The organism is Blattabacterium cuenoti, assembly GCF_014251555.1.
In the GTDB taxonomy this organism is placed as follows: Bacteria; Bacteroidota; Bacteroidia; order Flavobacteriales; family Blattabacteriaceae; genus Blattabacterium; species Blattabacterium cuenoti_P.
Genome location: NZ_CP059190.1, coordinates 242,369 through 267,438, shown reverse-complemented (window position 1 = coordinate 267,438; position 25,070 = coordinate 242,369). Strand labels below are relative to the sequence as shown.

Here is a 25,070-nt window from a genome sequence, read left to right as displayed (position 1 = left end):
GTTATATAATTAATAAAATCAATACTAACATAGAAAGTATCATTTGTATAATGATAAAACGATTGAAAATTTTATTTTCATGATATCCTAGTTTTTGAAAATGATGATGCAAAGGAGCCATGAGAAAAATTTTTTTTCCTATTCCATATTTTTTTTTAGAATATCTAAAATACAATACTTGTATTATGACAGAAATATTTTCTATAAAAAAAATTCCACATAAAATAGGTAATATTAATTCTTTTCTGTTTATAATAGCTAGAGTCGCTATAACTCCTCCTATAGTTAGACTTCCAGTATCTCCCATGAAAATTTGAGCCGGATAGGTATTGTACCAAAGAAAACTTATTAAAGCTCCTAGAAAAGAAAAAGAGAATATGGTTATTTCATCTAGATGAGGAATATATATAAAATGAAGATGGGATGAATATATTTTATTACTTGATATGATAGATAATAAAGATAAAGTAGCAAAAATAATAAAAGAAATTCCGGCTGTTAATCCGTCTATTCCATCGGTTAAATTAGCTCCGTTGGATAAAAATGTCATAATGAAAATCACCATAGGAATAAAAACAATCCAAGTATATTTTTTCCATTTTTTATTATACCAACTTAAAAGATAAGCATAATCAAATTCATTCTTATGACTAGAAAAAATGGGAAGAGTGGTCTTGAAACCATGTTCTTTTTTAACCAAAAAATTTGAATCTATTTTTTGAATAGAAACATTTGTATTAAAAAAATACATAGTGCTTCCAATAAAAAGTCCTAATAGAATCTGACCTAATATTTTTCCCATTATACTAAGTCCTTTTTTGTTATATTTTATTTTAATATAATCATCTACAAATCCAATACTACCCATACACAATGTTGTCATAATCAACATAAGTACATATATATTCTTCAAAGAAGAGAAAAGTATTGTAGAAATTAATGTGGAAAATATCATTATAATTCCTCCCATTGTTGGAGTTCCTTCTTTTTCTTTTTGTCCAATGAGTCCAAGATTTCGTATATGTTCTCCTATGCTATTTTTTTTTCTATAATTCCAGTATATAATTTTTTTATAAAAAACCAATGCTAAACAAAACGATAAAAAAAAAGCTATTACAGCTCTGAAAAAAACAGAATTGATATTAATCAAAAAATAGATACGAATTAAGTATTTAAAAAAATGATCAATCATCATCTTATTTCATTTTTCACACAACAACATTTCAATTGATCATAAGTTTTTAATAAATCTCGAGCTACTTTCATATCATCAAAAGGAAAACGTATTCCTTTTATTTCTTGATAAGTTTCATGTCCTTTTCCAGCAATCAGAACAATATCTTTTTTTTTCGCAATTTGAATTGCGGTTTGAATAGCTTCTTTTCGGTTTACAAAAGTTAAAATAAATTCTTTATTGAGATATGATTTAAAATTTTTCATATCAACTAATATTTTTTCCATATTCTCTTCTCTAGGATTATCGGATGTAAAAATAGATACATCACATGTTTCAGAAACAATTTTTCCCATTAAAGGACGTTTTTTTATATCTCTATTTCCTCCACAACCTACAACACAAATTAGTTTTTCATCATTTTTTTTGATTTCTTTAAGAGTATTTAAAACAGTTTTTAATCCATTTGGATTATGAGCATAATCTACAATGACACGAATTCCTGAATTGGATACAAATTGTTCAAAACGCCCTCTGATAGGTTTTATATTTTTTATTTTTTTCAGAATATCATCTTTCTTTTTCCCTAGCAAAATGGCTGTAGCGTAGCTGGCTAATAGATTGTAAACATTAAATGTTCCGATTAAATGAGTAAAAATTTGATGACGATCAATAAGTAATTGACTTCCATTAATACTTTTTTTCAAAATTTGAATTTTGAAATTTGCATTTTTTTTAAAACCGTAAAAATAGGTTTTAGATAAAATATTTTTTATGATTTTATACGAATTTTTATCATCTGAATTTATTAATGCAAAAGCTTTCTTAGATAAATTTTCAAAAAAAAACTTTTTAGTAGATAGATAATGATCAAAAGATTCATGATAATCTAAGTGATCATGTGTTATATTAGTAAAAATCCCTCCTTGAAATAATAATCCTGCAATTCTTTTTTGATGAATTCCATGTGAACTCACTTCCATAAAAGCATATTTGCATCCTTTACGGATTGATAGATTTAAATATTTATTGATTTCAATAATATTTGGAGTTGTATGTGTAGTCGTATATATTTTAGATAATATTTTGATCCCCATGGTAGAAATTAGGATATTTTTCTCTCCCATTTTAGAAAATAATTGATGAAGTATCGTTGCTACAGAGGTTTTTCCATTTGTCCCCGTAACTCCTATTAATTTTATTTTTTTTGTAGGATGATCATAGAAATTGGAAGATATAATTCCTAAAGCCTCCATAGAATCTTCAACAAGTATATAGGTAATATGTTGATGAATAAAAGAAGGAATTTTTTCACAAACTATAGTATTAGCCCCGTTTTGTATGGCTTCTATAATAAATTCATGTCCATCTGTTATTTTTCCTTTTTTAGCCACAAAAATCATATTTGGTTGTATGATTTTAGAATTCATAGAAATTCCTTCTATCAATTTAGATATATTTCTTTCTATTATTTTTAACACATCTACTTTTTTTAAAATATCTTTTAATCTCTTTTTCATTTTCATTCTTCTAGTTTAAGAAATATCATTTGATTTTTTTTTAATTTATTTCCTGGTTGAACAGATTGAGTAATAACTTTTCCAATTCCTTGATATCGAATGTTAAAACCTCTATTTTCTAGAATAGGAATAATTTCTTTTCCAGGAAAAGATATGACATTAGGCATGATTGATTTGTCAACAAAAAAATTTTTTGATTCTCTAATCTTTTTAAAAAAATCTTCTTGGTTTTCTTTTTTTTCGAAAAATGTTTTTTTTACTATTCTGGGATAAATAGATTTAGCTATCTTGTCAAATACAGGAACTGCTACTTCAATTCCGTAATATCCTTTTTCTGGTTTTGAAATGACTACAATACAAGAATATTTTGGATTTTTAGCAGGAAAGTATCCTACAAAAGAACTATTATAAGATAAAGGTTTTCCTTTTATCCAGTAGTTTAACTGTGTTGTTCCAGTTTTTCCTGCATAGGGGTATTCTGGATTATAATATTTTTTAGCTGTTCCATTTTTCACGACACCTTCTAACATATTTTTAATTTTGACGAGAGAAGACTTTTCAGCTATAGAAGGATTCATTACGATAGGTTTTGTATATTTTTTTATGCTTTTTCCATGATGTTTTATTTCTCTAATAAATAAAGGTTTAATCATTTTACCTTGATTAGCTATAGCATTATAAAAAGTAAGTATTTGTAAAGGAGTTAGTTTGATATTATATCCAAAAGTCATCCATGGTAATGTTATGCTACTCCAATTCTTTTTTCCAGGTTTTGGAATGAAAGGCATGCTTTCACCTGGAATATCTATTCCTATTTTTTTATCTAATTTCCATTTGCATAAGTGCCCTATGAATTTTTCTGGATTTTTTTTATAATTTTCATAAATAATTTTTGCTATTCCTACATTTGAAGATAATTCCAAAATTTGTTTTGGATTCATTTCTGCATATCCACTATAGTGACTATCGCGTATTTTTTTTCCTCTTAATTTCATGACTCCACCTTTTATATTGATAATCATATCAAGATCTATTTTTTTATCTTCTAGAGCAGCAAGAATAGCCATGGTTTTAAACGTGGAACCTGGTTCACTTCCTTCCCATACTGCAAAATTTCTTAAATCTTCGTAAGTATTTTTTTTGGTTTTTTCTAGATTAATCATAGCAGGAATTTCTCCACTTTTGACATCCATAAGAATAACACATCCATGATCTGCTTTAGAAATGGATAATTCTTGAAGCAATGCATGATAAGCTATATCTTGCAAATATATATCTATAGTCGAATAAACATCTTTTCCATTTTCTGGATCTATTTCATTTCCTGATTTTAATGGTTTCCATATTTTAGAACTGATACGTTGTTCTAACCTTTTTCCATCTTTTCCTTTCAAATATTTACTAAAGGCTCCTTCTAGTCCGACTTTTCCTCTATGATCATCATATCCTAATGTTCTTTTTCCAATATTTTCCAATGTATGAACTCTGCATATTTTTTTTTCTACAATAAAACCACCTCTGATTTGTCCTTTATTGAAAATGGGAAGATTTCGTAATATCTTGAAATGTGGATAATCTAAATTTTTTGCTAACAAAAAATATCTATTTCCCTTTTTTTTTTCATACTGAAATTTTTTATAGAAAAAAAATTTTGGTTTTTTAAACAAAGATTCCAATGAATTACATAAAGAATAAATGTTTTCTTGAAATAATTTTTCAGATATGGATCTAAAATCAATGTGAATATCATATCTGATGACAGACATAGCTAAAATACTGCTATCTGATGCATAAATGTTTCCACGTTTAGCCTTAATTAAATTAGTTCTAATCGTTTTTTCTATAACAGATTTTTTGTATCCTTCTGAATAATTTTGAATATAGAACAAGTTGAAAATAATTAACGCAGCAATAAAGATGAATAAAAAACCAATTAAGTAAGATTTATATAATAAAATATATCTTTCTCGTTTCATCCTTTATTTTCTTCTTGTATCCATCTCTTTTTCTTGTTGATTTTCTAAGATTAACTCGTATGGAGGTTCCTCTAAATGTTTTAATCGATTCACCAATTTTTTTCTGATAAAAGAAGATAATTGCATTTTCATACATTTACTATGTATATTTGCATATTCAGATTTTAATTCTTTAATTTCTTCACTAATTTTAGTTATTTTTCTAATTTTTCTGTCCATCATATGTGAGCTAGTAATGCTGATTAAAGATAGAACAGTCATAAAAAAAATGAATTTCCAACTACGGTAAGCATCTTCTTTGACTAAGAATTTTCCTTTCAGGATATCTTTGATATTTGTTTTCATGTTTTTATTTTATTATTATTTTTTCTGCTATTCTTAATCTAGCACTTCGGGATCTTGGATTCCTTATGATCTCCTGAAGGCTTGGTTTAATTACTTTTTTATGTATCATTCTGAATGGAAGAGATTTTAAGTTAATTTTATTTATTAAAATTCCCTTTTTGAAAAAATATTTTGTGATTCTATCTTCAAGAGAATGATATGAAATTATAGCTATTCTACCTCCTGGTCGGATAACTTGAGAAGATTTTAATAAAAAATCCTTTAAAATATTTATTTCATTATTCACTTCTATTCGTATCGATTGGAAAAGTCTAGCAAGAAATCTTTTTCTTTTTTTAAAAGATCCATGAATAAAAAAAAGATTAATTAAATCCAAAGTAGTAGTAATTTTTTTTTGAAAACGTTTTTTGAGTATTTTTTCCACAATTTTTTTTGCTTTTTTAAATTCTCCATATTCATAAAATATATGAAATAACTCTTTTTTTGAACATTCGTTAAGAACATTTTGAGCAGAATAAGTAGAATCCTGATTCATTCTCATGTCTAAAGGACAATTTAATTGATTTGAAAATCCTCTTTCAGGATTGTCTATTTGTAAAGATGAAAGACCTAAATCAGCTAATATTCCTGATACTTTTTCGATATGATTTTGATTCAAAATATCACGTATATGAATAAAATTATTGTGAAATAGATGAAAACGTTTATCTTTAATAAAATTCCTTTTTATAGATTCTTTATCCTGGTCAAAAGCTATTAAAGTTCCTCCTTTATTTAATTTTTTTAAAATAGCATAAGAATGTCCTCCTCCACCAAATGTTGCATCTATATAAATTCCATTTCGATCTGTGATTAAATTTTCTATGCTTTCTTTTAGAAGAACTGGCTCATGATGATAGTAAAAGTGTTGAAAACTCATTTTTTTTTTTTTGCAGAAAATTTAGGTAGAACTAAATTATGTTTTATCAGTATATGTTGCATCTTTCATTAGAATTTAAAAAAAATTTTTTCACAATGAAATTTAATTTAATCAAAACGGATTGTCTTTCTAAAGCAAGGGCTGGTATTTTAGAAACAGATCATGGAGAGATAGAAACTCCTATTTTTATGCCAGTAGCTTCAAAAGGCTATGTTAAAACTGTTCCAATACATGAGATAAATAAAATATCAAAAATAATTCTTGGAAATACTTATCATTTATATTTACAACCCGGAATTGAAGTATTCCATAAAGCAGGTGGGATTCATTCTTTTATGAGTTGGAACGAATCTATATTAACGGATAGTGGAGGATTTCAAATTTTTTCTATGAGAAAATTGAATAAAATCACAGAAGATGGAGTAATATTTAAATCGATAATAAATGGATCTTATCATTTTTTTTCTCCAGAAAAATCAATGGAGATTCAACGTTTCATTGGCGGAGATATTATTATGGCTTTTGACGATTGTACACCTTTTCCTTGTAGTCATCAAGAAGCTAAAAAATCTCTAGAAAAAACGCATCTTTGGTTAAAAAAATGTTGTTCCTATTTACAAAAAAATCCAGAAATATATAATTACAAACAAAGTTTTTTCCCTATTGTTCAAGGAAGTATTTATCCGGATTTAAGAAGATTTTCTGCAGAAGAAATCTGCTTGTTAGAAGCTGAAGGTTATGCTATAGGTGGATTAAGTTTAGGAGAAGAGAAAGAACAAACACACAATATCACTGATTTGTTGACAGATATTTTACCTAAAAAAAAACCCAGGTATTTAATGGGAGTAGGAAATCCTGTCGATATTTTGGAAGGAATCTCTCTTGGTATAGATATGTTTGATTGTGTTATTCCTACAAGAAATGGACGTCACGGAATGTTATTTACATGGAAAGGGATTATGAATATAAAAAATAAAAAATGGGAAAAAGATTTTTCCTGTTTAGATGAATTCGGAAATTCTTGTGTAGATCAATTATATAGCAAATCTTATGTAAGACACCTTTTTCTATCCAGAGATAATTTGGCAAAAGAAATAGCCTCTATACATAACCTATCTTTTTACTCCAATTTAATTAAACAAGCAAGAGTTCATATTATGCATGATCAATTTTATTCTTGGAAAAAATCGGTAATTCCTTTATTAAAAGAACGTTTATGAAAATTCTTGATCGTTATATTATTCGTAATCTTTTGTTGACTTTTATATTTATTACTATTTCTCTGCAATTGCTATCTATAGTCATAGATATATCTCAACGTATGCATCGTTTGGAAAACAATCAAGGATCAATTAAAAAAGCTTTAATTTTTTATTATCCTTTTTGGTCCATATGGTTAGCTAATACTTTTTCTCCTATTTCCGTTTTTTTATCTGTTATTTTTTTCACATCTAAATTAGAAAAGAATTCAGAAATTATGGCTATTCTGTCAAGTGGAATAAGTTTTAACAGATTAACTATTCCTTATTTAATATCAGCTTTCATGATAGGAATTGTAGCCTTAGTAATAAACTATTATTTTCTGCCTATGGCTAACAAAAAAAAAAACCAATTTCATTATCAATATTTATTGAGTCCAAAATATAAAAAGAAATACGAAAAAAATCAAACGATAAGCACTCAAATTTCAAAGAATGAATATATTTTTATTAGAAATTTTTCAAAAAAAGAAAATATAGGGAAAGAGTTTGTTTATCAAAAATTTTATGGAAAAAAATTAATATATATTCTAAAATCTGAAAATATTTTTTGGTACAAAAAAAATAGAATATACGTTTTGTCTGATTACAGAGAGACTACAATAAAAAAAAATCATGATTTTTTTATTAAAGGTGATTATAAAATCAAGAAATTTTCCTTTACTCCTGAAGAACTTTTGCCGGAAGAATACATAGCAGAAACTATGAATATTTCTGAATTGAAAAAATTTATAAACATAGAAAAAAGAAATCGAAATGTCAACATCCATTTAAATGAATATTATCAAAGAACAAGTTTACCTTTTTCCACTTTTATATTCACTATTTTAGGATTATCTCTATCTTCAAAAAGAAAAAAAAGTGAAATAGGTTATAATCTGATTATAGGGGTTATATTAGCTGTCTTTTATATTTTTTTCATGGAAGTTACAAAAATATATTCCACAAAGGATTATATTCCTTCTTATTTATCTGTTTGGTTACCGAATGTAATTTTCGGAATAATTACATTGTTTTTTTATTGGAATAATTAATTCATTTCAAATCCTGCTATATATACTTGTCCATTTTGTTTAATAGATTTGATAGTAACATCTCCTGAGTATTTTTTTAAAACGCGATCAACATCATTAGGTTTTTTCATTTTTTTTCCATTAATAGATAAAATAATGTCTCCTTCTTCCATCCCTATAGAACTTAAACGACCTGTTCGAATTTCTCTTATTCTAATTCCATAATCAATGCCAAAATCTTTTTTATACTCTTGACTAAGTGGTTCAAATGTTGCGCCTAATAATTCAGATGGACTAATTTCCTCTCTATTTCTTATTTTTGTTCTTCCTTGCAAATCTTTTAACGTTACTTTAAAAGATTTTTTCTGTCCGTTACGTATAATATTTACTTTAACTTTATCACCTGGATGTTTTGTTCCCACAATAAATGATAAATCTGCAATATTTTGTATTAATTTTTCGTCTATGCTTTTTATGATATCTCCTTTTTTAAGACCTGCATCTGCAGCTCCACTTCTATCAAATACTTCTCCTATTAAAAATCCTTGTTGTGGTTTTATGTTTTGATGTGTTTCTTTATTGTAAGCTTTTAAGTATTCTGTTCTAGAAAGATCCATTCCTCTAACTCCTAAATATGCACGTTGTACTGTTCCATATTTTTTTATATCCTGTATAACTTTTGCTACTAAATTAGAAGGGGCAGCAAAACTATATCCTATAAAATTTCCTGAAGATGAAGAAATAGCTGTATTAATTCCAATCAACTCTCCATTGGTATTAATTAAAGCTCCTCCACTATTTCCAGGATTGACAGCTGCATCTGTTTGAAAAAAAGATTCAATAGCTGATTGTGTTTCTCCTCTTAATATTCCTAAACTTCTATTTTTTGCACTGATGATACCTGCTGTGACTGTTGAGTTTAAATCAAAAGGATTTCCTATCGCCAAAACCCATTCTCCTACCTGCACTTTATTAGAATCTGAAAAATAAATAAAAGGTAAATTTTTATCACTTATTTTTAATAACGCTATATCCGTGCTAGGATCTGTTCCTATCAACTTAGCTCTATAAGTTTTTTGATCATTAAGAGTAATTTCAATTTTTTCTGCGTCTTTGATCACATGGTTATTCGTTACAATATATCCATCAGGTGATATGATGACTCCTGATCCATGAAGTCCAGGAAGGTCATTTCTTTGAGGTTTTTTTCCTCTATTTTCAAAATCATCAGGAAATCCAAAAAAGAAATCAAATGGATCAAATTGATTACTATATTTTTTTGAATAATTTTTTACATTAACTACTGCATGGATTGTTTTTTCTACAACTCTGGTAAAATCAGGTAATCCTGCAGAACTAACCAATGAAGAAGAATCTGATGAGGTTAACCTTGTTTTGGCCAAAGATGATGTATATGGAAAAAGAAAAGGATCTTCTTTAGTGTATTGTTTATATGCAGCAATGGTTATGATTGAACTCATTATACTGCTAAGTACAATATAAAAAACTATTCTCTTCATATTTTGACAGTTAGTTATTCAGCACAAATATATATAGAAGAAATTAATTAAGATCCATAACTTTTATAAAAAAATAATGTTAACTTCGTTTTTGTGAAATTGAATTTTTTTAAATACCAGGGTACAGGAAATGATTTCATTCTCATAGATTCCAGAACAGAAGAAATAGTGAAGGAATATCCTCTTTTAAAAAAATTATGTGATAGGCATTTTGGAATTGGTGCAGACGGAATCATTTTGATTCAAAATGATTCTAAAGGTGATTTTTATATGAAATATTATAATTCCGATGGAAAAGAAAGTACAATGTGTGGAAATGGAGGAAGATGTGCCATTCATTTTTCTAAAAAATTAGGAATTACCAAAGGTAATAAAATTCATTTTAGAGCTATGGATGGATATCATTATGGATTGATAAAAAGAAACGAAAACAAAGATTTGGTTTCTATGAGTTTACTGAATATAAAAAAAAATGAAATAGAAATTCATCCAGAACACGTTTTTTTAAATACTGGTTCTCCTCATCATATACTTTTTGTAGAAAACATCAATAAAATAGATGTGTATAAAGAAGGAAGAAAAATTAGATTTCAAAATTCCTATTTGAAAAAAGGAGTCAATGTGAATTTTGTAGAAATATTTGAAAATAAAACTTTACAAGTGCGTACTTATGAAAGAGGAGTAGAAAACGAAACTTTATCCTGCGGAACAGGAGTGACAGCTTCTGTTATCGCGGCATATAAAATGAATAAAATTTCCTCTATTGAAGAAATTCAAGTTGATACTCTTGGAGGAAAATTATGGGTTTCATTAAAAGAAACAAAAGACGAATACAAAAATATTTATTTAACTGGATCTGTTGAATTTATATTTCAAGGATATATTTTAATATGAAAAGTAATTATTCAATTAGTAGTGATTCTTTAAAATTTCTTAAAAAATATTTAAATAGTTCTTCTCCAACAGGATGTGAAAGTGAAGGACAAAAAATATGGATTAATTACATTAATTCTTATGTAGAAAAAATTCAAACCGATTTATATGGAACAGCAGTAGGAATCATCAATCCGAATTTTCCATATAAATTAATTATTGAAGCTCATGTTGATGAAATATCTTGGTCAGTGAATTATATCACAGAAGATGGCATCATATATGTTTCTCGTAATGGAGGATCAGATCATCAAATTGCTCCATCTAAAAGAGTCATTATTCATACAGAAAAAGGATTCGTTCATGGAGTATTTGGATGGCCAGCTATTCACACAAGAAAATCTTCAGAAGAAAAATCTCCTAGTATAGATAATATATTTGTGGATATTGGTGTTTCCAGTAAAACTGAGGCGATCAATCTAGGAGTTCATGTAGGTTGTATGATTACTTATCCTGATGAATTTTTTATTATGAATCACAATTATTTTGTATCTAGAGCTTTAGATAATAAAATAGGAGGTTTTATAATAGCAGAAATAGCAAAAATGATTATGGAAAATGATGTTCATTTAAAATTTGGGTTATACATAGTGAATTCTGTTCAAGAGGAAGTCGGATTAAGAGGAGCTAAAATGATTTCTCAAACCATACGACCAAATATGGCTATTGTTACGGATGTAACGCATGATACATCTAGTCCTATGATTGATAAAAAAATACAAGGAGATATTAAATGTGGATTAGGCCCTGTCATTGGATATGCTCCATCAATACAAAAAAATATTAGAGAACTTATTATTAATACTGCTGATAGTAAAAAAATACTTTTTCAACGTTTAGTTTCATCTAGATATACAGGAACAGATACAGATGCTTTTGCTTATTCCAATAAAGGAGTCACATCTGCTTTAATATCCATTCCTCTAAAATACATGCATACTACAGTAGAAATGGTTCATAAAAAAGATGTAGAAAAAACTATATTATTAATTTTTGAAACTTTGAAAGAAATTAATAACTCTAAAAAATTTTTTATCGATTAAATCGAAAACGAATGATATCTCCATCTTGAATCAAATAATTTTTTCCTGCTAAAAAAATTTTTCCTGCCTTTTTTACTTTTTCTTCTGATCTATATTTTATAAAATCATCATAATGAATAATTTCTGCTCTAATAAATCCTTTTTTAAAATCTGTATGAATGACTGAAGATGCTTCATAAGCTGTACATTGATTGGGGATAGACCAAGCTCGTATTTCTTCTTTTCCTATTGTAAAAAAACTTTGCAAATTTAATAATTTATAGGCTTTTTTAAGAACTTTGTCAAGTTCATAGAAAATACAATTTTTTTTCAACGATAAAACCACCAAAGAAGAATTCTCCATCTCTATTATTTTCTTTAGATTTTTTATATGTAAATGAGTCTTATCATTCAATTTTTCATCAGTATTACATACATAAAGAACAGGTTTCACAGTTAATAACTGTAAATCATTAATATGTTTTTTTTCATTTTCTTGAAATGGATACATTCTAATATTTTTTCCTTTTTTTAAAAAAGAAAAAACTTTTTGTAGTGTATTTATAGATTTATTAATTTTATTTTTCTTTGTAATCTTTTCCAATCTACTTTCTATTGTTTCTAGATCTTTTAACTGTAATTCCATGTCAATAATTTCTTTGTCTCTAATAGGATTTAGAGATCCTTCTACATGGGTCACACTCATGTCGTTAAAAAAACGTATCATATGAATGATTACATTTGTTTCACGAACGTGAGATAAAAATTTATTTCCTAATCCATCTCCTTTATGGGAACCTTTGATGAGACCAGCTATATCTACTATTTTAATTTCGGATGGAATTGAATTCATTGGTTGAATGATCTTTTTGAGTTCATATAACCTTTGATCTGGAACTTTTGTCATTCCATAATTAGGTTCTATAGTACAAAAAGGAAAGTTTTCTGATAAAGCTTTTGAGTTAGAAATAAAGTTAAAAAATGTTGACTTCCCTGTATTCGGAAGACCAATAATTCCACATTTCATTGATTTAATTTTAACATTAAAATTACAATTTTTATCAGTATTGTGATAAATTTAATCGTCTTTAATCATTTAATGAATGAAAGAAAATAAAATGCCGTTTTGGGAACACATTGAAGAACTGAGAAAACATATTATTCATTGTTTTTGTGCAATTATCATTGCGACGATTATTTTAATGAATAATAAAAATATTATATTTGATTACATTATTTTTGGTCCATCAAAAACAGATTTCATTACTTATCGTTTTTTTTACAAAATTGCAAAAACCTTTTTAGGTATTCATTTGAATCCTGTTTCTTTTTTATCCAGAGATTTGGAAATACAAAATCGACAAATATTTGGACAATTCAACATTTATATATGGACTTGTTTTATAGGAGGAATTATTTTATCGTCTCCTTATGTTTTTTATGAGTTTTGGAAATTCATAAGACCTGCTCTTTCGGATGAAGAAAAAAAATATTCCAGAGGAATGCTGATAATAGGAACCCTCCTATTTGGATTAGGAGTTCTTTTTGGTTATTTCGTGTTATGTCCATTTTTAATTCACTTTGGATATTCTTTTAGAATAAGTCGCGTTCCTAAAAATATATTTGATTTGTCGGACTATATTTCTTTGATCATACATTCTGTACTATCTATGGGAATTATTTTTTTATTTCCATTTTTCATATTTATTCTTACTAAAATGGAATTAATTTCCTATGCTTTTTTAATAAAATACAGGAAACATGCTTTTCTTATAATGTTAATTATAGCTTCTGCTATTACACCTGGAGATATTTTAAGCACAATAGTCGTTTTAATTCCTCTGTTAATTCTTTATCAAGTAAGTATATATGTATCGTTTTATGCAAATAAAAAAACCTCTTGAAATCAAGAGGTTTTTTTATTCATGATTATTTTCGTATTGTTATTTCAACACGTCTTCCTTTTCCTTTATATTTTCTTCCTACCAATCCTCTTACTTCTATTCTGGAAGGATCTACACCTCTAGAAATCAAAGCTTCAAGTACTGAATTTGCTCTTTTTAGAGACAAAATTTTATTATAAGAAAGTTTTCCACGAGAATCTGTATATCCATCTATATAAAATTTAGAATTTGGAAGGCTATTAATCATGATTTCAGCTATTTCATTAACGATTGCTAAAGAACGAGGAGATAATGAAAATTTATTCCAATCAAATAAAATAGGACTAAAAACTACATCAGGACATCCCTTATTTTCTTTTTTACCAAATTTTTTAGGACACTTATCTTCATGATCTGGAATATTATCTGAATCAGTATCAGGACAACCCTTGAACTTTTTTAATCCAAATTGATTTGGACATAAATCTTCTTGATCTAAAATCCCATCATTATCTGAATCTTTTTGATTTTGATTCTGGCAACAAATTTTTTCTTCTTCTTTTTCTTCTTCTTTTTTTTCTTCTTTTTCTTCCATTATTGAAGGGAAATAAGAATGATCTTTATTGATTTCTACTATTTTCTTGTCTTCTTGATTTTTATCCTTCTTATCTTCTGCAAACTTTAAATTACCAAAACGAAAAATAACTCCTACATTATGTTTCCAAAAATTCAAATAGTCTCTTGATTGATATGCAAAAACTTGATTATAAGTACTTTGTAAATTAATTCCAAAATTAGAAACGATCCAAAAATTTAAACCTAATCCACCGTCTAATACAAAAAAATTCTTTTTATCTGTTTTAAAATACTTTGTTTCCGAAATTCTTAATTCTCTCTCTATGTAACCGTTAAATTTATGATAACCTGCTCCTAATCGAAAATAGGGATCAAACTTATAATGAGGAAAAATGTACAAATTAACCCCTTGACTCAATTTGACGAAAAAAGCATTTCCTATATTCCATCTGTTATTATTTACCGTTCCTAATGATGCATCTAAATATAAACCGATATGCTTTTTGACATTATGCTCTAATTCTATACTGGAAATAATAGGATTGAAACTATTATTCTTTTTAAGAAAAAAACCTTTAAAAGGATATCTTATAGAAAAATAATTAATGTCGTGTGCTCCTATTCGAACAACCCATTTTTCTTTCGAATCTTGGGAAAAAACAGACGAAAAAAAAGCGAATAAAGCAATAATAAAAAAATTGACGTTTTTCATAAAACTATAGTTTCTTTGAATCTAAACAAATATAAATATTTGATTTCAAAAATAAATTAAATACAATTTTTAATTTTTAAAGAAAGATTGTTTAATATCTCTTAAAGAATCTCTTTCCCGTAAGGATTCACGTTTATCATATATTTTTTTCCCCTTAGCCAAAACTATTTTCACTTTTATGTATCCCTTATTATTAATAAATAATTCAATGGGGACGATAGTTAGCCCTTCTCCTTTATTTTTCAGTTTTTTGTCTAGCTTTGTTAATTCTTTTTTATTTAATAATAATTTTCTTTCTCTTCTGCTTGAATGATTACAATTGGTTCCGAATTTGTATTCGGCTATGTACATATTCATAGAATACAATTCTCCATGTTTCATTTGACAAAAACTATCCATAATATTGACTTTTTTTTGTCTGATTGATTTGACTTCCGTTCCAAGAAGCTGTATTCCAGCTGTATAATATTCTAAAAAATGATATTGATATCTTGCTTTTCGATTTAGAATACTCATAATTAATTGTTATTTTTGTATGATTAAACGAAATTACGAAAATACACAAAACGAAAAATTTTGTTTTCAAAAATTGAAATAAAAATGAATGTACCTTATTTAAAGGATTTGTGTTCTCAAGTGAGAAGAGATATTCTACGCATGGTCAATGACGCAAAATCTGGACATCCAGGTGGATCTTTGGGATGCACTGAATATTTTGTAGCTTTATATCAAGAAATAATGCATTATAATCCCAAAAAATTTGCTATAGATGGAGAAGGAGAAGACCTTTTTTTTCTATCTAATGGACATATTTCCCCTGTTTATTATAGTATATTAGCTCGTTCTGGTTTTTTTTCAGTTAAAGAATTATCTACTTTCAGGAAGTTAAATTCACGTTTACAAGGACATCCTTCTGTACATGGAGGCCTCCCCGGAATACGCATTTCCTCTGGTTCTCTAGGACAAGGAATGTCTGTGGCTATTGGTGCAGCTTTATCAAAAAAATTAAATAAAGAATTTCATACTATCATTTATAGTTTACATGGAGATGGAGAGTTAAATGAAGGGCAGATTTGGGAATCTGTATTATATGCAGGATCTAGAAATATAGATAATTATATAGCAACCGTTGATTACAATGGACAACAAATAGATGGAACGACAGATGAAGTATTGCCTCTCGGCAATTTGAAAAAAAAATTTGAATCTTTTGATTGGAAAGTTTTAGAAGAATTAGAAGGAAATAATATTGAAAAGGTGATTAACGTTTTAAAAAAAGCAAAAAATGAAACTGGAAAAGGGAAACCTGTTTTAATTATACTATATACTCAAATGGGATACGGTATAGATTTTATGGTGGGAAATAATGCATGGCATGGAAAATATCCTAATAAAGAAGAATTAAAAAGAGCTCTATCTCAAATTTCTGAAACTTCTTTAGTAGATTATCCCTTATCCAATTGATTGAAACAACAAATGTCGTTATATGAAACAATATGAGAATAAAGGCCTAAAAGAAACTAGAGCTGGCTTTGGTCAAGCTCTGACTTTTTTGGGAAGAAAAAATCATCAAGTGGTAGCATTGTGTGCAGATTTGACTAGCTCTTTATTTATGAATCAGTTTTCTAAAGAATTTCCAGAAAGATTTTTTCAAATAGGAATAGCAGAAGCAAATATGATAGGGATTGCAGCTGGACTCAGCATTGGAAAATACATTCCGTTTGCTGGAACGTTTGCCAATTTTGCTACATCCCGTGTATACGATCAAATACGTCAATCTATTGCTTATTCTTATAAAAACGTAAAAATATGTGCTTCTCATTCTGGCTTAACTTTAGGCGAAGATGGAGCTACACATCAAAGTTTAGAAGATATTGGAATGATGAAAATGTTGCCGGGCATGACTGTTATTAACACGTGTGATTATAATCAAACTTATGCTGCCACTTTAGCTATAGCTAATTATTTAGGGCCAGTATATTTGCGTTTTGGTCGTCCTGCTGTAGCTAATTTTACAGATGAAAATCAAATATTTGAAATCGGAAAAGCTGTTCTTTTAACAGAAGGAAAAGATGTCACCATTGTTTGCACAGGACATTTAGTATGGGAAGCTTTAGAAGCTTCTAAGATTTTGTACAAAGAAAAAGGAATAGAATGTGAAGTTGTTAATATTCATACAATCAAACCGTTAGATGAAGAGTCAATTTTAAAATCTGTAAATAAGACAAAATGTATTGTAACTGCAGAAGAACACAATTATTGGGGTGGATTAGGAGAGAGTGTAGCAAGAATACTTACCACTCATAAATGTTCTTTTTCTCAAAGTTTAGTAGCTGTTAATGATGTTTTTGGAGAAAGCGGAAAACCCATGGAACTTTTGAAAAAATATAATATTGATCGTGATTCTATTATCAATCATGTACAGTTTTTATTGGAAAAAAAATAAAAATCAATAAATTTGGAAATCAAAAATATACAAAAATTGGTTCATCATTGGATTATGAATCATGGAGTTCGTTATTTTGACGTATTAACCAACACTATTCTTTTATCAGAAGAAGTCGGTGAAGTTTCTAGAATTATTGCTAGACACTATGGAGAACAATCTAAAAAAAAAAATTGCCAAAAAAATGAAGATCTTGGAGAAGAATTATCAGATGTTTTGTTTGTTCTAGTTTGTTTAGCTAATCAAACTGGAATTAATTTAGAAGAATCTTTTAACAAAAAATTAAAGAAAAAGAAAATTAGAGATCATACAAGACACCATGAAAATGAAAAATTAAAATAAAATATGTCTTCTTACATTAAGATTTATAAAGAAAAAAGTTCTTTATGCGGTTCTGTATCTATAACTGGATCTAAAAGTGTATCTAATCGTCTTTTAATTTTAAAGGCCATTTATAAGGATGATATTCAGATTGATAATCTTTCAAATTGTGAAGATACAGAAGTATTAAAAAAAAGTTTAACTAGTACTTCTAATATATTAGATATTCATCATGCTGGAACTGCTATGCGTTTTTTGACCTCTTATTTCGCTATTCAAGAGGGAAAAGAAATTGTGTTAACAGGATCCGATAGAATGAAAGAAAGACCCATTTCTGTACTTGTAGAAGCTCTAAAGAAGCTAGGATCTGAAATTTTCTATTTGGAAAAACAAGGATATCCACCAATAAAAATTTTTGGAAAGAAAATTTTAGGAGGAAAAATAGATATAGATGCAAAAATCAGTAGTCAATATATTAGTTCTTTGATGTTAATAGCTAGTCAATTTAAAAAGGGACTCAAAATTTATCTAAGAGGAAATATTACATCTATTCCATATATAAAAATGACTTTTGATTTACTAACTTTAGCAGGAGTAAAAACTTATTGGAAAGAAAAAGTGATCCATATTTATCCAGAAAAAGATAAAGGAAAAAAATACTTTTATGTAGAATCAGATTGGAGCTCTGCATCTTACTACTATTCGATGGCGGCAATCGCAAAGCAAAGTCACATCACTTTATCTTCATATAATAACGATAGTTTACAAGGAGATAGAAAAGTAGCTTCTATATATGATAAAAATTTTGGAATCTCTACTGTTTTTGACAAAAATGCAATTACGTTAAAGAAAAAATTGAATTTTTTTTCACAGAAATTCATTGAATTAAATTTAAATCAAACTCCAGATATTGCACAAACTATTGTTGTGACTTGTGCTGCACTTGAAATCAAGTGTAATCTAAAAGGATTAGAGACATTAAAAATTAAAGAAACAGATAGGTTGCTAGCATTAAAGGAAGAATTATTAAAATTTGGAGTGATAACTAAAATTACAGATTCTTGTTTAGAAATCACAGATTTTTCTAGAAAAAAAATCAATTCTTTTGTAAGAATAAAAACTTATCAGGATCATAGAATGGCAATGTCTTTTACCCCATTTGGATTATGTTCTTCTTTTTTACAAATCGAGGAACCAAGTGTTATAGAAAAATCATATCCTAACTTTTGGAAAGATTTAAAATTTTTAGGTTTTTCAATTGATTATTATGAGGAATAAAGAATTCTTCTTGCCATAATAAATCTATGATTCCAGTATTTTTGGTATAATTGAGATATAATTACACCATTAGATGTAGAAGCGTGAATGAAAAATATATTGCTGGGACTAACGTGGATTACCATTCCGACATGATTTATTTTTTTAGACGTTCCTGTCGCAAAAAATAATAGATCTCCTTTTTCTATTTGTTTTTTAGGAACAAAAAAACCTTTTTGGGCTTGATAATAAGAAATGCGTGGTAAAGATATTTTGTAAGAAGCGAAGATATTTTTTATAAAAGCAGAACAATCTATTCCTGTTTTAGTCATTCCCCCATATCTATATGGAGTAAACATATAATTCTTAGCTTTTTCTATAATTTTTTCTGTAAAAAAAAGTTTTTGATTAATGATTTGAAAATAATTTTTCGAATTTTTACAGTTATTTTTGCATGGATATTGTTTTTTTTTTCTGAAAGAAATTCTTTCATATTTTTTTTTATGTTCTATATTTCCATTTCCATATAATGAAATAGAAAGAAAATGATAATAAAAAACTATAAGTAAAACAATTTTAGAGTTTATAATAAGGATAATATTTACTATTTAAAAGTAATTCCAATAGTTCACCAAATATAAACAAAATACTTGTATTGAATACAAAAAAAATTTAATTTGTATTCCTAATTTTTTGATCAAAGGCCCATTCGTCTATTGGTTAGGACGTCAGGTTTTCATCCTGGAAAGAGGGGTTCGATTCCCCTATGGGCTACTATTTATTGATTGATTATGTCATGGCAAATCATTTATCTTCTCTGAAAAGAATTAGACAAAACTATACTAGACGTTTACGTAATAAATATGCGTATAAGAGTACAAAAACAGCTATAAAAAAATTATTAAAAGAAAAAAATAAGGAAAAATATTCTATTGTAATATCTATGATAGATAAATTAGCTAAGAAAAATATTATACATGTTAATAAAGCTGCCAGATTGAAAAAACAATTAAATAGAAAATTATTCTCTAATTGATTTTCGCATGAAATATTTTTTAAAATTCCATCATTACATAGCTTTTTTAGTTCTTTTTTTTTTAATCATGGAAATGATCTATCTTTTATGGTGCAGATGTTATGGTCTCCAAATAAAGGAACGATTTTTTTTTAAAATTATATTGAATGGAACAGTCGTTGCTATATTTGTTCAAATTATTATCGGGTTATTGTTGATGAATTACTATTTTTTTTCTTTATCCAAGAATGGAATTAATATAATTCAGATTTTAAAACAAGAAAAAACTCGTTTAAAGTTTATAGAACATCCAATCATGATGATAACTGGGTTTTTGATATTCATTTTTTTTTACAAGAAATTATATCAAAAAGGACAAATTACTAATACGATTTTATTTTTATTTTTTTTATCTGTATTGACTATAATGATTCGTTTTCCTTTCAATATTTTCTAATATGAAAATAAGTCCATTATCTCCAATAGGAATATTTGATTCTGGAATTGGCGGACTTCTTATAGCTAAAGAAATCAAAATGCGGATGCCTAATGAAGATTTTATTTATTTTGGAGATACTATAAATATGCCTTATGGAGATAAGTCTAAAGAATTTATTATAGAAAATTCTATGAAAATAGCTTCTTTTCTTTATGAAAAAAAATGTAAAGCCCTAGTTATTGCATGTAATTCAATGACATCTAATTCTTTAGATGTCATTTCAAAAAAATTTAATAGCAAAATATTAATATTCAATGTTATAGATCCCATAGTAAGAAATCAAATTTTTTTTTCTTCCAAAAAAATAGGAATAATTGCGACTCCTGCTACAATACGTTCAAATTTTTACATGGAAAAAATAAAGAAATATTATCGTCATTTAGATGTAGTTCAAATATCTACTCCTTTATTAGCTCCAATGATTGAGAAAGGTTTGAAAATAAAAAAAAATATTATTATAAATTATTTAAATCATTTTAAATCAATAGATACACTTTTACTAGCCTGTACTCATTATCTATTTCTTAAACAAGAAATAGATAATTTTTATCATGGACAAGTTCATTTAATTGATATACAAAAAATAGTAGTACAGGAAATAAAAAAAAAATTAAATGAAGAAAAATTATTGTGTATTCATCCAACCTTGAATAGTAAATTCCCTATTTTTTATACATCTGGTTCTATTCCTACTTTTTTTGAAAAAAAAGTTAGAATTCTTTTTGGAAGAAAAGTATTTATCAAAACACATGTTTTTAATTATTCCTAATTTGTGCATCAATTACAGATAAAGTCGCTAAGTTAACTATTTCTTCTATACTGGATTGCATTTGCATAACATGTGCCGTTTTTCGCATTCCTAACATTACAGGACCAATAGTTTGAACATCTCCTAATCCTCTAATGAATTTATAAGTTAAATTTCCTGATTCTAAATTTGGAAAGATAAAAATATTTGCTCTCTTTTTAACGAGTTTAGAAAAAGGGAATTTGCTAGCTAATAAAAATTCATTTAGAGCAAAATCAGGTTGTAATTCTCCATCTACTATTAAGTCTGGATATTTTTTATGTAAAAAATCTACTGTTTGAGAAACCTTAGAAGATGTTTTTGAATTAGATGAAAAATTTTGAAAAGATAACATTGCTATATGCGGTTCAATGTCAAACCCTTTAACTACATGAGAAGCCATTAAAGCTATTCTAGCTAATTCTTCACTTGTTGGATTTGGAATGACTGCTGTATCTGCTAAAAATAAAGGACCACGTTTTGTTAATAAAATCATCATTCCTGCTGTTTTTTGAACGGATTCTGCTCGACCGATAACTTCTAACATTGGACGTAAACTTAATGAAAAGCTTCTTGAATATCCCGTAATCACCGCATCCGCTTCTCCTTGATCTACCATCATAGCTCCAAAGTGATCATTGGTACGCATGCGTATTTTTGAATCGTATAAAGTCAAACCTTTTCGATTTCTTCTTTTCCAAAGAATTTGAGCAAAGTCTTCTACTTTTTTTCTATTTTCTTCTTTTTCTGGATCTATAATTTTTAATTCAACGTCGAGGTTATTTTCATTTATTAAACGTTTGATACGATCTTCATTTCCTAAAACAATAGGAACAGAAACAATTCCTTCTTCATGAAGAATTTGAACGGATTTCAGTATATCGTATTCTTCTCCATTACAAAAAACAATTTTTTTAGGATTTGTGCGAGCTCGATTTTGAATCATTCTAAGCATTTTACTTTCGTATCCCATTCTATCAAGCAATTTTTCTTGATAGATTTTCCAATCCAAGATAGGATTTCTTGCTACTCCAGAATCCATAGCTGCTTTTGCTACAGCAGGAGCAACACGAGTAATCAAACGATTATCAAAAGGTTTTGGAATTATATATTCTTTTCCAAAAGAAATATTTTTTTTATTATAAACAATGTTTACCTGTTCTGGAACAGGTTCTTTTGCCAAAGAAGCTATAGCATGTACAGCTGCTAATTTCATTTCATCATTAATCACACTAGCATGAACATCTAGTGCTCCTCTGAAAATATAAGGAAATCCTAAAACATTATTAACTTGATTTGGATAGTCACTTCTTCCAGTAGCCATAATAACATCTGGACGAATTTTGATTGCTAAGTTGTAATCTATTTCTGGATCAGGATTAGCCATAGCAAACACAATCGGGTCTTTTGCCATACTTCTCAACATGTTAGCAGTTAATATTCCTCCTACAGATAAACCAATAAAAACATCCGAGTTTTTGATAGCTTGATCTAATTTTTGGATTGGATAAGTATTTACAGAAAATTCTTTTTTTTCTTGATTTAAATCAGTTCTTGAAGAATGTAATAACCCTTTACTATCAAACATAAGAATATTTTCAGGGTTAACACCAAGTTTTTTATAAGTTCTTGTACAGGAAATTGCAGCAGCACCAGCTCCATTAACAACCATTTTAATTTCATTAATTTTTTTTCCAACATAGGTGATTGCATTAAGTAATGCTGCTCCTGAAATAATAGCTGTTCCATGTTGATCATCATGCATAACAGGAATACTCAATTCTTTTTTAAGTCTTCTTTCTATTTCAAAAGCTTCTGGAGCTTTTATGTCTTCTAGATTAATTCCTCCAAAAGTAGGAGCAATAGCTTTTACTGTTTCTATAAATTTTTCTGGATCAGATTCGTCTATTTCTATATCAAAAACATCAATTCCAGAAAAAATTTTGAATAAAAGAGCTTTTCCTTCCATAACTGGTTTAGAAGCTAATGCTCCAATATCTCCAAGGCCTAATACAGCTGAACCATTAGTTATAACTGCAACAAGATTTCCTTTAGATGTGTATTTATATACTTCTCTAGAAGAACGAGCTATTTCTTTACAAGGTTCTGCTACTCCTGGAGAATAAGCAAGAGAAAGGTCTCTTTGACTACTATATTTTTTTGTGGGTGTAATTTGTATTTTTCCAGAAGGAAATTGGCTATGATAATTTAAAGATTCTTCACGAAAACTACTTGTGTTTTTTCTCATTATGTTAAAATATTTATTAATAATTATGAAACAGGATTTCTGAAAAAGAATATTGTCATTTCCAAAAAATATCTTTTTCAAAAAGATATTTTTTGTCTGATTTCCATCTAATTGTAAGTTTATAATATCCTTTTTTCAAAAATTTTTTAGGAATAAATAATATCTTTTTTGAAGATTTCAATATTTTGAAAGATCTCGTAAGATCCAAATCTTTAGAAGATGATCTAAATAAAGTAAAAAATCCATAAAAATCATCATTCATAGGTGGAAATAGAATTTCAATTCCAGAAGATAAAATGGAAACTTTTATTTTCTTGGGGAGTTCTAACACATTTTTTTTTTCATTTATAATTTCTTGATATTTCATTTCTTCTTCATAATATCTGTCTGATACAAGTTGGCTTCCTGCATGGGGAAAAAAGAAGGCAATATAAATAACAAAGGTTATAAAAATAACTAAAGATAACACTATTCCGGCTTCCCAATTGAATTTTATTTTCATAATTCAAATTTTATAAGGAAAAATATAACAATAATGCAAAAATCGAAATGGATAATGTGCAGTATACAGTAGAATTTATATTTTTCTCCATTCTGTTATTTTTTTTCCTTGAGGAGCTTTAGATATTAAAGGTTTTTTAGATTTTTGATTGATAAAATAAACATAACTGGATATTTTTTCAATATCATTTCCTTTAATTTCTCCTGATTTTCCAAAAGCACGCATAGTTGGATTCCTATCGCTTCCATTCCATATGATAAAAAAGATATTTTTAAATAAATCTTTTTCTATTGTATTAATCCAATAATTATCTGTTAAATTAGGACCTATACTTCCACTTCCATCCGATTGATGACAAGTTGCACAATTTTCATCAAAAAGGGTTTTCCCACTATTAATTAAATTATCCTTAAAACAAGCATTTTCTATAGTCACTTGCGGAGTATTTTTTTCAAAAATTTCTATTTCTTTCAACTGATTTTTGTAAGCTATCTCATATTCCTTATAAGGATTAGAAAAATCCATTAGAAAATAAGAAAAAAAATAAATTGCGGAAAAAACAATTGTCAAATAAAAAAGATGCACCCACCACATTGGTAACCGATTATCTAACTCTATAATTCCATCAAATCCATGATCTATTTTTTGAACTCCAGCATTCATTTTTTTAGGATCATGAAATATAAATTTATAAAGTCTATAGAAATAATTTCCTTCGTTTTCCTCAAAAATTTTTCTCTTTTCTTCTTCTGCAAGAAACTGTAATTTTTTTCTAAAAATCAAATTATTAATAGATTCTAAAATCCATAATAATACCATGGTTACAATCAAAAAAAAGACAGTAATAGGATGTACTAAATAAGATATATGATTATAGCTTCTAAGAAATACATAAAACATAAATATTATGACAGATAAAAAAGAAGGAATCATAATAAAAGAAGGAACTCTAGATCTCATAATCTCTTCTTTTTTTTATTCTTCTAAGGGAATCAAACTTATTTTCTCATAATATTTTTTCGGCTTCGAAAACACAAAAAATAAAATAAAAAAGAAAACTAACAAAAATAAAATTAACATAATAGATTGAAAAATTCCTACATTTTTTTCTTCTGTAAAATATTGTTTTAAAAAACTTATCAT

Annotated in this window: 26 protein-coding genes and 1 tRNA gene; 13 read left to right on the top strand and 14 right to left on the bottom strand. The window is 27.2% G+C overall.

From position 1 onward, the window contains the following. Window position 1: 1 nt before the first annotated feature. The 5 genes from mraY to rsmH are packed head-to-tail and all read right to left on the bottom strand — an operon-like array spanning window position 2 to window position 5,934. Entirely contained in the window at window positions 2-1,192 is a 1,191-nt protein-coding gene (gene mraY / locus H0H68_RS01275; protein ID WP_185853622.1) for a phospho-N-acetylmuramoyl-pentapeptide-transferase, read from the bottom strand. Beyond that, the gene (locus H0H68_RS01270; RefSeq protein WP_185853621.1) at window positions 1,192-2,694 is read right to left on the bottom strand and encodes a UDP-N-acetylmuramoyl-L-alanyl-D-glutamate--2,6-diaminopimelate ligase; all 1,503 of its coding nucleotides are present in this window, start codon (window positions 2,692-2,694) and stop codon (window positions 1,192-1,194) included. Before H0H68_RS01270 ends, mraY begins: the two co-directional genes overlap by 1 nt. A gap of 2 nt (window positions 2,695-2,696) precedes the next feature. Then, the gene (locus H0H68_RS01265; RefSeq protein ID WP_185853556.1) at window positions 2,697-4,670 is read right to left on the bottom strand and encodes a penicillin-binding protein; all 1,974 of its coding nucleotides are present in this window, start codon (window positions 4,668-4,670) and stop codon (window positions 2,697-2,699) included. A gap of 3 nt (window positions 4,671-4,673) precedes the next feature. Beyond that, on the bottom strand, window positions 4,674-5,015 hold the full coding sequence (locus H0H68_RS01260; protein WP_185853555.1) for an FtsL-like putative cell division protein: 342 nt from the start codon (window positions 5,013-5,015) through the stop codon (window positions 4,674-4,676). Window positions 5,016-5,019: 4 nt separating this feature from the next. After that, window positions 5,020-5,934 (bottom strand): 16S rRNA (cytosine(1402)-N(4))-methyltransferase RsmH, encoded by a 915-nt coding sequence (gene rsmH / locus H0H68_RS01255; protein WP_185853554.1) that lies wholly within the window; start codon window positions 5,932-5,934, stop codon window positions 5,020-5,022. A gap of 95 nt (window positions 5,935-6,029) precedes the next feature. Between rsmH and tgt the strand changes: the two genes are divergently transcribed. Continuing rightward, window positions 6,030-7,154: a tRNA guanosine(34) transglycosylase Tgt gene (tgt, locus tag H0H68_RS01250; RefSeq protein ID WP_185853553.1), complete on the top strand. Its 1,125-nt coding sequence runs from the start codon at window positions 6,030-6,032 to the stop codon at window positions 7,152-7,154. Continuing rightward, window positions 7,151-8,227: an LptF/LptG family permease gene (locus H0H68_RS01245; RefSeq protein WP_185853552.1), complete on the top strand. Its 1,077-nt coding sequence runs from the start codon at window positions 7,151-7,153 to the stop codon at window positions 8,225-8,227. Before tgt ends, H0H68_RS01245 begins: the two co-directional genes overlap by 4 nt. Here H0H68_RS01245 and H0H68_RS01240 read toward each other — a convergent pair. Further along, on the bottom strand, window positions 8,224-9,726 hold the full coding sequence (locus tag H0H68_RS01240) for a Do family serine endopeptidase (protein ID WP_185853551.1): 1,503 nt from the start codon (window positions 9,724-9,726) through the stop codon (window positions 8,224-8,226). The two genes, H0H68_RS01245 and H0H68_RS01240, sit on opposite strands and share 4 nt — an antisense overlap. Before the next feature lie 93 nt (window positions 9,727-9,819). Here H0H68_RS01240 and dapF point away from each other — a divergent pair, with 93 nt between their 5' ends. After that, complete coding sequence (gene dapF / locus H0H68_RS01235) at window positions 9,820-10,620, top strand: diaminopimelate epimerase (RefSeq protein ID WP_185853550.1); 801 nt, start codon at window positions 9,820-9,822, stop codon at window positions 10,618-10,620. Beyond that, the gene (locus H0H68_RS01230) at window positions 10,617-11,702 is read left to right on the top strand and encodes a zinc-binding metallopeptidase family protein (protein ID WP_185853549.1); all 1,086 of its coding nucleotides are present in this window, start codon (window positions 10,617-10,619) and stop codon (window positions 11,700-11,702) included. Before dapF ends, H0H68_RS01230 begins: the two co-directional genes overlap by 4 nt. Here the strand turns inward: H0H68_RS01230 and ychF are convergent. Beyond that, the gene (gene ychF / locus H0H68_RS01225; RefSeq protein WP_185853548.1) at window positions 11,692-12,708 is read right to left on the bottom strand and encodes a redox-regulated ATPase YchF; all 1,017 of its coding nucleotides are present in this window, start codon (window positions 12,706-12,708) and stop codon (window positions 11,692-11,694) included. The genes H0H68_RS01230 and ychF overlap by 11 nt on opposite strands. Window positions 12,709-12,784: 76 nt before the next feature. On the opposite strand from ychF, the gene tatC reads away from it, so the two are divergent. Further along, complete coding sequence (tatC, locus tag H0H68_RS01220; protein ID WP_185853547.1) at window positions 12,785-13,585, top strand: twin-arginine translocase subunit TatC; 801 nt, start codon at window positions 12,785-12,787, stop codon at window positions 13,583-13,585. 25 nt (window positions 13,586-13,610) lie between these two features. On the opposite strand, the gene H0H68_RS01215 is transcribed toward tatC, so the two are convergent. Together H0H68_RS01215 and smpB are read right to left on the bottom strand one after the other, a co-directional pair. After that, window positions 13,611-14,852: an OmpA family protein gene (locus H0H68_RS01215; RefSeq protein WP_185853546.1), complete on the bottom strand. Its 1,242-nt coding sequence runs from the start codon at window positions 14,850-14,852 to the stop codon at window positions 13,611-13,613. 69 nt (window positions 14,853-14,921) lie between these two features. Further along, window positions 14,922-15,368 carry an SsrA-binding protein gene (smpB, locus tag H0H68_RS01210; protein WP_185853545.1) on the bottom strand — a complete coding sequence of 149 codons (447 nt, stop codon included), beginning with the start codon at window positions 15,366-15,368 and terminating at the stop codon, window positions 14,922-14,924. An 84-nt stretch (window positions 15,369-15,452) separates the two neighbouring features. Between smpB and H0H68_RS01205 the strand changes: the two genes are divergently transcribed. From H0H68_RS01205 to H0H68_RS01190, 4 genes are read left to right on the top strand one after another with little or no spacing between them, the layout of a single operon-like run. After that, window positions 15,453-16,316 (top strand): transketolase, encoded by an 864-nt coding sequence (locus H0H68_RS01205; protein ID WP_185853544.1) that lies wholly within the window; start codon window positions 15,453-15,455, stop codon window positions 16,314-16,316. Window positions 16,317-16,338: 22 nt separating this feature from the next. Further along, the gene (locus H0H68_RS01200; protein ID WP_185853543.1) at window positions 16,339-17,298 is read left to right on the top strand and encodes a transketolase family protein; all 960 of its coding nucleotides are present in this window, start codon (window positions 16,339-16,341) and stop codon (window positions 17,296-17,298) included. Between the two features lie 12 nt (window positions 17,299-17,310). Continuing rightward, window positions 17,311-17,640: a nucleotide pyrophosphohydrolase gene (locus tag H0H68_RS01195; protein ID WP_185853542.1), complete on the top strand. Its 330-nt coding sequence runs from the start codon at window positions 17,311-17,313 to the stop codon at window positions 17,638-17,640. A gap of 3 nt (window positions 17,641-17,643) precedes the next feature. Beyond that, window positions 17,644-18,897 carry a 3-phosphoshikimate 1-carboxyvinyltransferase gene (locus tag H0H68_RS01190; protein ID WP_185853541.1) on the top strand — a complete coding sequence of 418 codons (1,254 nt, stop codon included), beginning with the start codon at window positions 17,644-17,646 and terminating at the stop codon, window positions 18,895-18,897. On the opposite strand, the gene H0H68_RS01185 is transcribed toward H0H68_RS01190, so the two are convergent. Further along, window positions 18,885-19,235: a C40 family peptidase gene (locus H0H68_RS01185; protein WP_238783974.1), complete on the bottom strand. Its 351-nt coding sequence runs from the start codon at window positions 19,233-19,235 to the stop codon at window positions 18,885-18,887. The two genes, H0H68_RS01190 and H0H68_RS01185, sit on opposite strands and share 13 nt — an antisense overlap. A gap of 343 nt (window positions 19,236-19,578) precedes the next feature. Between H0H68_RS01185 and H0H68_RS01180 the strand changes: the two genes are divergently transcribed. The 4 genes from H0H68_RS01180 to murI all read left to right on the top strand — a co-directional run bounded on the left by H0H68_RS01180 (window position 19,579) and on the right by murI (window position 21,159). Then, a tRNA-Glu gene (locus H0H68_RS01180) sits at window positions 19,579-19,650 on the top strand. Window positions 19,651-19,672: 22 nt separating this feature from the next. After that, window positions 19,673-19,912, top strand: coding sequence for a 30S ribosomal protein S20 (gene rpsT / locus H0H68_RS01175; protein ID WP_185853540.1), 240 nt, complete (start codon window positions 19,673-19,675; stop codon window positions 19,910-19,912). 196 nt (window positions 19,913-20,108) lie between these two features. Then, the gene (locus H0H68_RS01170) at window positions 20,109-20,348 is read left to right on the top strand and encodes a hypothetical protein (protein ID WP_185853539.1); all 240 of its coding nucleotides are present in this window, start codon (window positions 20,109-20,111) and stop codon (window positions 20,346-20,348) included. Window position 20,349: 1 nt separating this feature from the next. After that, on the top strand, window positions 20,350-21,159 hold the full coding sequence (gene murI, locus H0H68_RS01165; protein WP_185853538.1) for a glutamate racemase: 810 nt from the start codon (window positions 20,350-20,352) through the stop codon (window positions 21,157-21,159). Here the strand turns inward: murI and H0H68_RS01160 are convergent. The 4 genes from H0H68_RS01160 to H0H68_RS03210 all read right to left on the bottom strand — a co-directional run bounded on the left by H0H68_RS01160 (window position 21,146) and on the right by H0H68_RS03210 (window position 25,014). Then, window positions 21,146-23,425 (bottom strand): NADP-dependent malic enzyme, encoded by a 2,280-nt coding sequence (locus H0H68_RS01160; RefSeq protein WP_185853537.1) that lies wholly within the window; start codon window positions 23,423-23,425, stop codon window positions 21,146-21,148. The two genes, murI and H0H68_RS01160, sit on opposite strands and share 14 nt — an antisense overlap. Before the next feature lie 55 nt (window positions 23,426-23,480). Then, window positions 23,481-23,927 carry a FixH family protein gene (locus H0H68_RS01155; RefSeq protein WP_185853536.1) on the bottom strand — a complete coding sequence of 149 codons (447 nt, stop codon included), beginning with the start codon at window positions 23,925-23,927 and terminating at the stop codon, window positions 23,481-23,483. A 75-nt stretch (window positions 23,928-24,002) separates the two neighbouring features. Beyond that, window positions 24,003-24,887 (bottom strand): cbb3-type cytochrome c oxidase N-terminal domain-containing protein, encoded by an 885-nt coding sequence (locus H0H68_RS01150; RefSeq protein ID WP_185853535.1) that lies wholly within the window; start codon window positions 24,885-24,887, stop codon window positions 24,003-24,005. 46 nt (window positions 24,888-24,933) lie between these two features. Further along, on the bottom strand, window positions 24,934-25,014 hold the full coding sequence (locus tag H0H68_RS03210) for a hypothetical protein (RefSeq protein ID WP_394366746.1): 81 nt from the start codon (window positions 25,012-25,014) through the stop codon (window positions 24,934-24,936). Window positions 25,015-25,070: the final 56 nt, after the last annotated feature.

Excerpts from the sequence above, each read along its gene's own strand:
- mraY (WP_185853622.1), bottom strand. The coding sequence starts at position 1,192 with ATGATTGATCATTTTTTTAAATACTTAATTCGTATCTATTTTTTGATT.
- H0H68_RS01270 (WP_185853621.1), bottom strand. The coding sequence starts at position 2,694 with ATGAAAAAGAGATTAAAAGATATTTTAAAAAAAGTAGATGTGTTAAAA.
- H0H68_RS01265 (WP_185853556.1), bottom strand. The coding sequence starts at position 4,670 with ATGAAACGAGAAAGATATATTTTATTATATAAATCTTACTTAATTGGT.
- H0H68_RS01260 (WP_185853555.1), bottom strand. The coding sequence starts at position 5,015 with ATGAAAACAAATATCAAAGATATCCTGAAAGGAAAATTCTTAGTCAAA.
- rsmH (WP_185853554.1), bottom strand. The coding sequence starts at position 5,934 with ATGAGTTTTCAACACTTTTACTATCATCATGAGCCAGTTCTTCTAAAA.
- tgt (WP_185853553.1), top strand. The coding sequence starts at position 6,030 with ATGAAATTTAATTTAATCAAAACGGATTGTCTTTCTAAAGCAAGGGCT.
- H0H68_RS01245 (WP_185853552.1), top strand. The coding sequence starts at position 7,151 with ATGAAAATTCTTGATCGTTATATTATTCGTAATCTTTTGTTGACTTTT.
- H0H68_RS01240 (WP_185853551.1), bottom strand. The coding sequence starts at position 9,726 with ATGAAGAGAATAGTTTTTTATATTGTACTTAGCAGTATAATGAGTTCA.
- H0H68_RS01230 (WP_185853549.1), top strand. The coding sequence starts at position 10,617 with ATGAAAAGTAATTATTCAATTAGTAGTGATTCTTTAAAATTTCTTAAA.
- ychF (WP_185853548.1), bottom strand. The coding sequence starts at position 12,708 with ATGAAATGTGGAATTATTGGTCTTCCGAATACAGGGAAGTCAACATTT.
- tatC (WP_185853547.1), top strand. The coding sequence starts at position 12,785 with ATGAAAGAAAATAAAATGCCGTTTTGGGAACACATTGAAGAACTGAGA.
- H0H68_RS01215 (WP_185853546.1), bottom strand. The coding sequence starts at position 14,852 with ATGAAAAACGTCAATTTTTTTATTATTGCTTTATTCGCTTTTTTTTCG.
- smpB (WP_185853545.1), bottom strand. The coding sequence starts at position 15,368 with ATGAGTATTCTAAATCGAAAAGCAAGATATCAATATCATTTTTTAGAA.
- H0H68_RS01205 (WP_185853544.1), top strand. The coding sequence starts at position 15,453 with ATGAATGTACCTTATTTAAAGGATTTGTGTTCTCAAGTGAGAAGAGAT.
- H0H68_RS01200 (WP_185853543.1), top strand. The coding sequence starts at position 16,339 with ATGAAACAATATGAGAATAAAGGCCTAAAAGAAACTAGAGCTGGCTTT.
- H0H68_RS01190 (WP_185853541.1), top strand. The coding sequence starts at position 17,644 with ATGTCTTCTTACATTAAGATTTATAAAGAAAAAAGTTCTTTATGCGGT.
- H0H68_RS01185 (WP_238783974.1), bottom strand. The coding sequence starts at position 19,235 with ATGTTTACTCCATATAGATATGGGGGAATGACTAAAACAGGAATAGAT.
- rpsT (WP_185853540.1), top strand. The coding sequence starts at position 19,673 with ATGGCAAATCATTTATCTTCTCTGAAAAGAATTAGACAAAACTATACT.
- H0H68_RS01170 (WP_185853539.1), top strand. The coding sequence starts at position 20,109 with ATGAATTACTATTTTTTTTCTTTATCCAAGAATGGAATTAATATAATT.
- murI (WP_185853538.1), top strand. The coding sequence starts at position 20,350 with ATGAAAATAAGTCCATTATCTCCAATAGGAATATTTGATTCTGGAATT.
- H0H68_RS01160 (WP_185853537.1), bottom strand. The coding sequence starts at position 23,425 with ATGAGAAAAAACACAAGTAGTTTTCGTGAAGAATCTTTAAATTATCAT.
- H0H68_RS01155 (WP_185853536.1), bottom strand. The coding sequence starts at position 23,927 with ATGAAAATAAAATTCAATTGGGAAGCCGGAATAGTGTTATCTTTAGTT.
- H0H68_RS01150 (WP_185853535.1), bottom strand. The coding sequence starts at position 24,887 with ATGAGATCTAGAGTTCCTTCTTTTATTATGATTCCTTCTTTTTTATCT.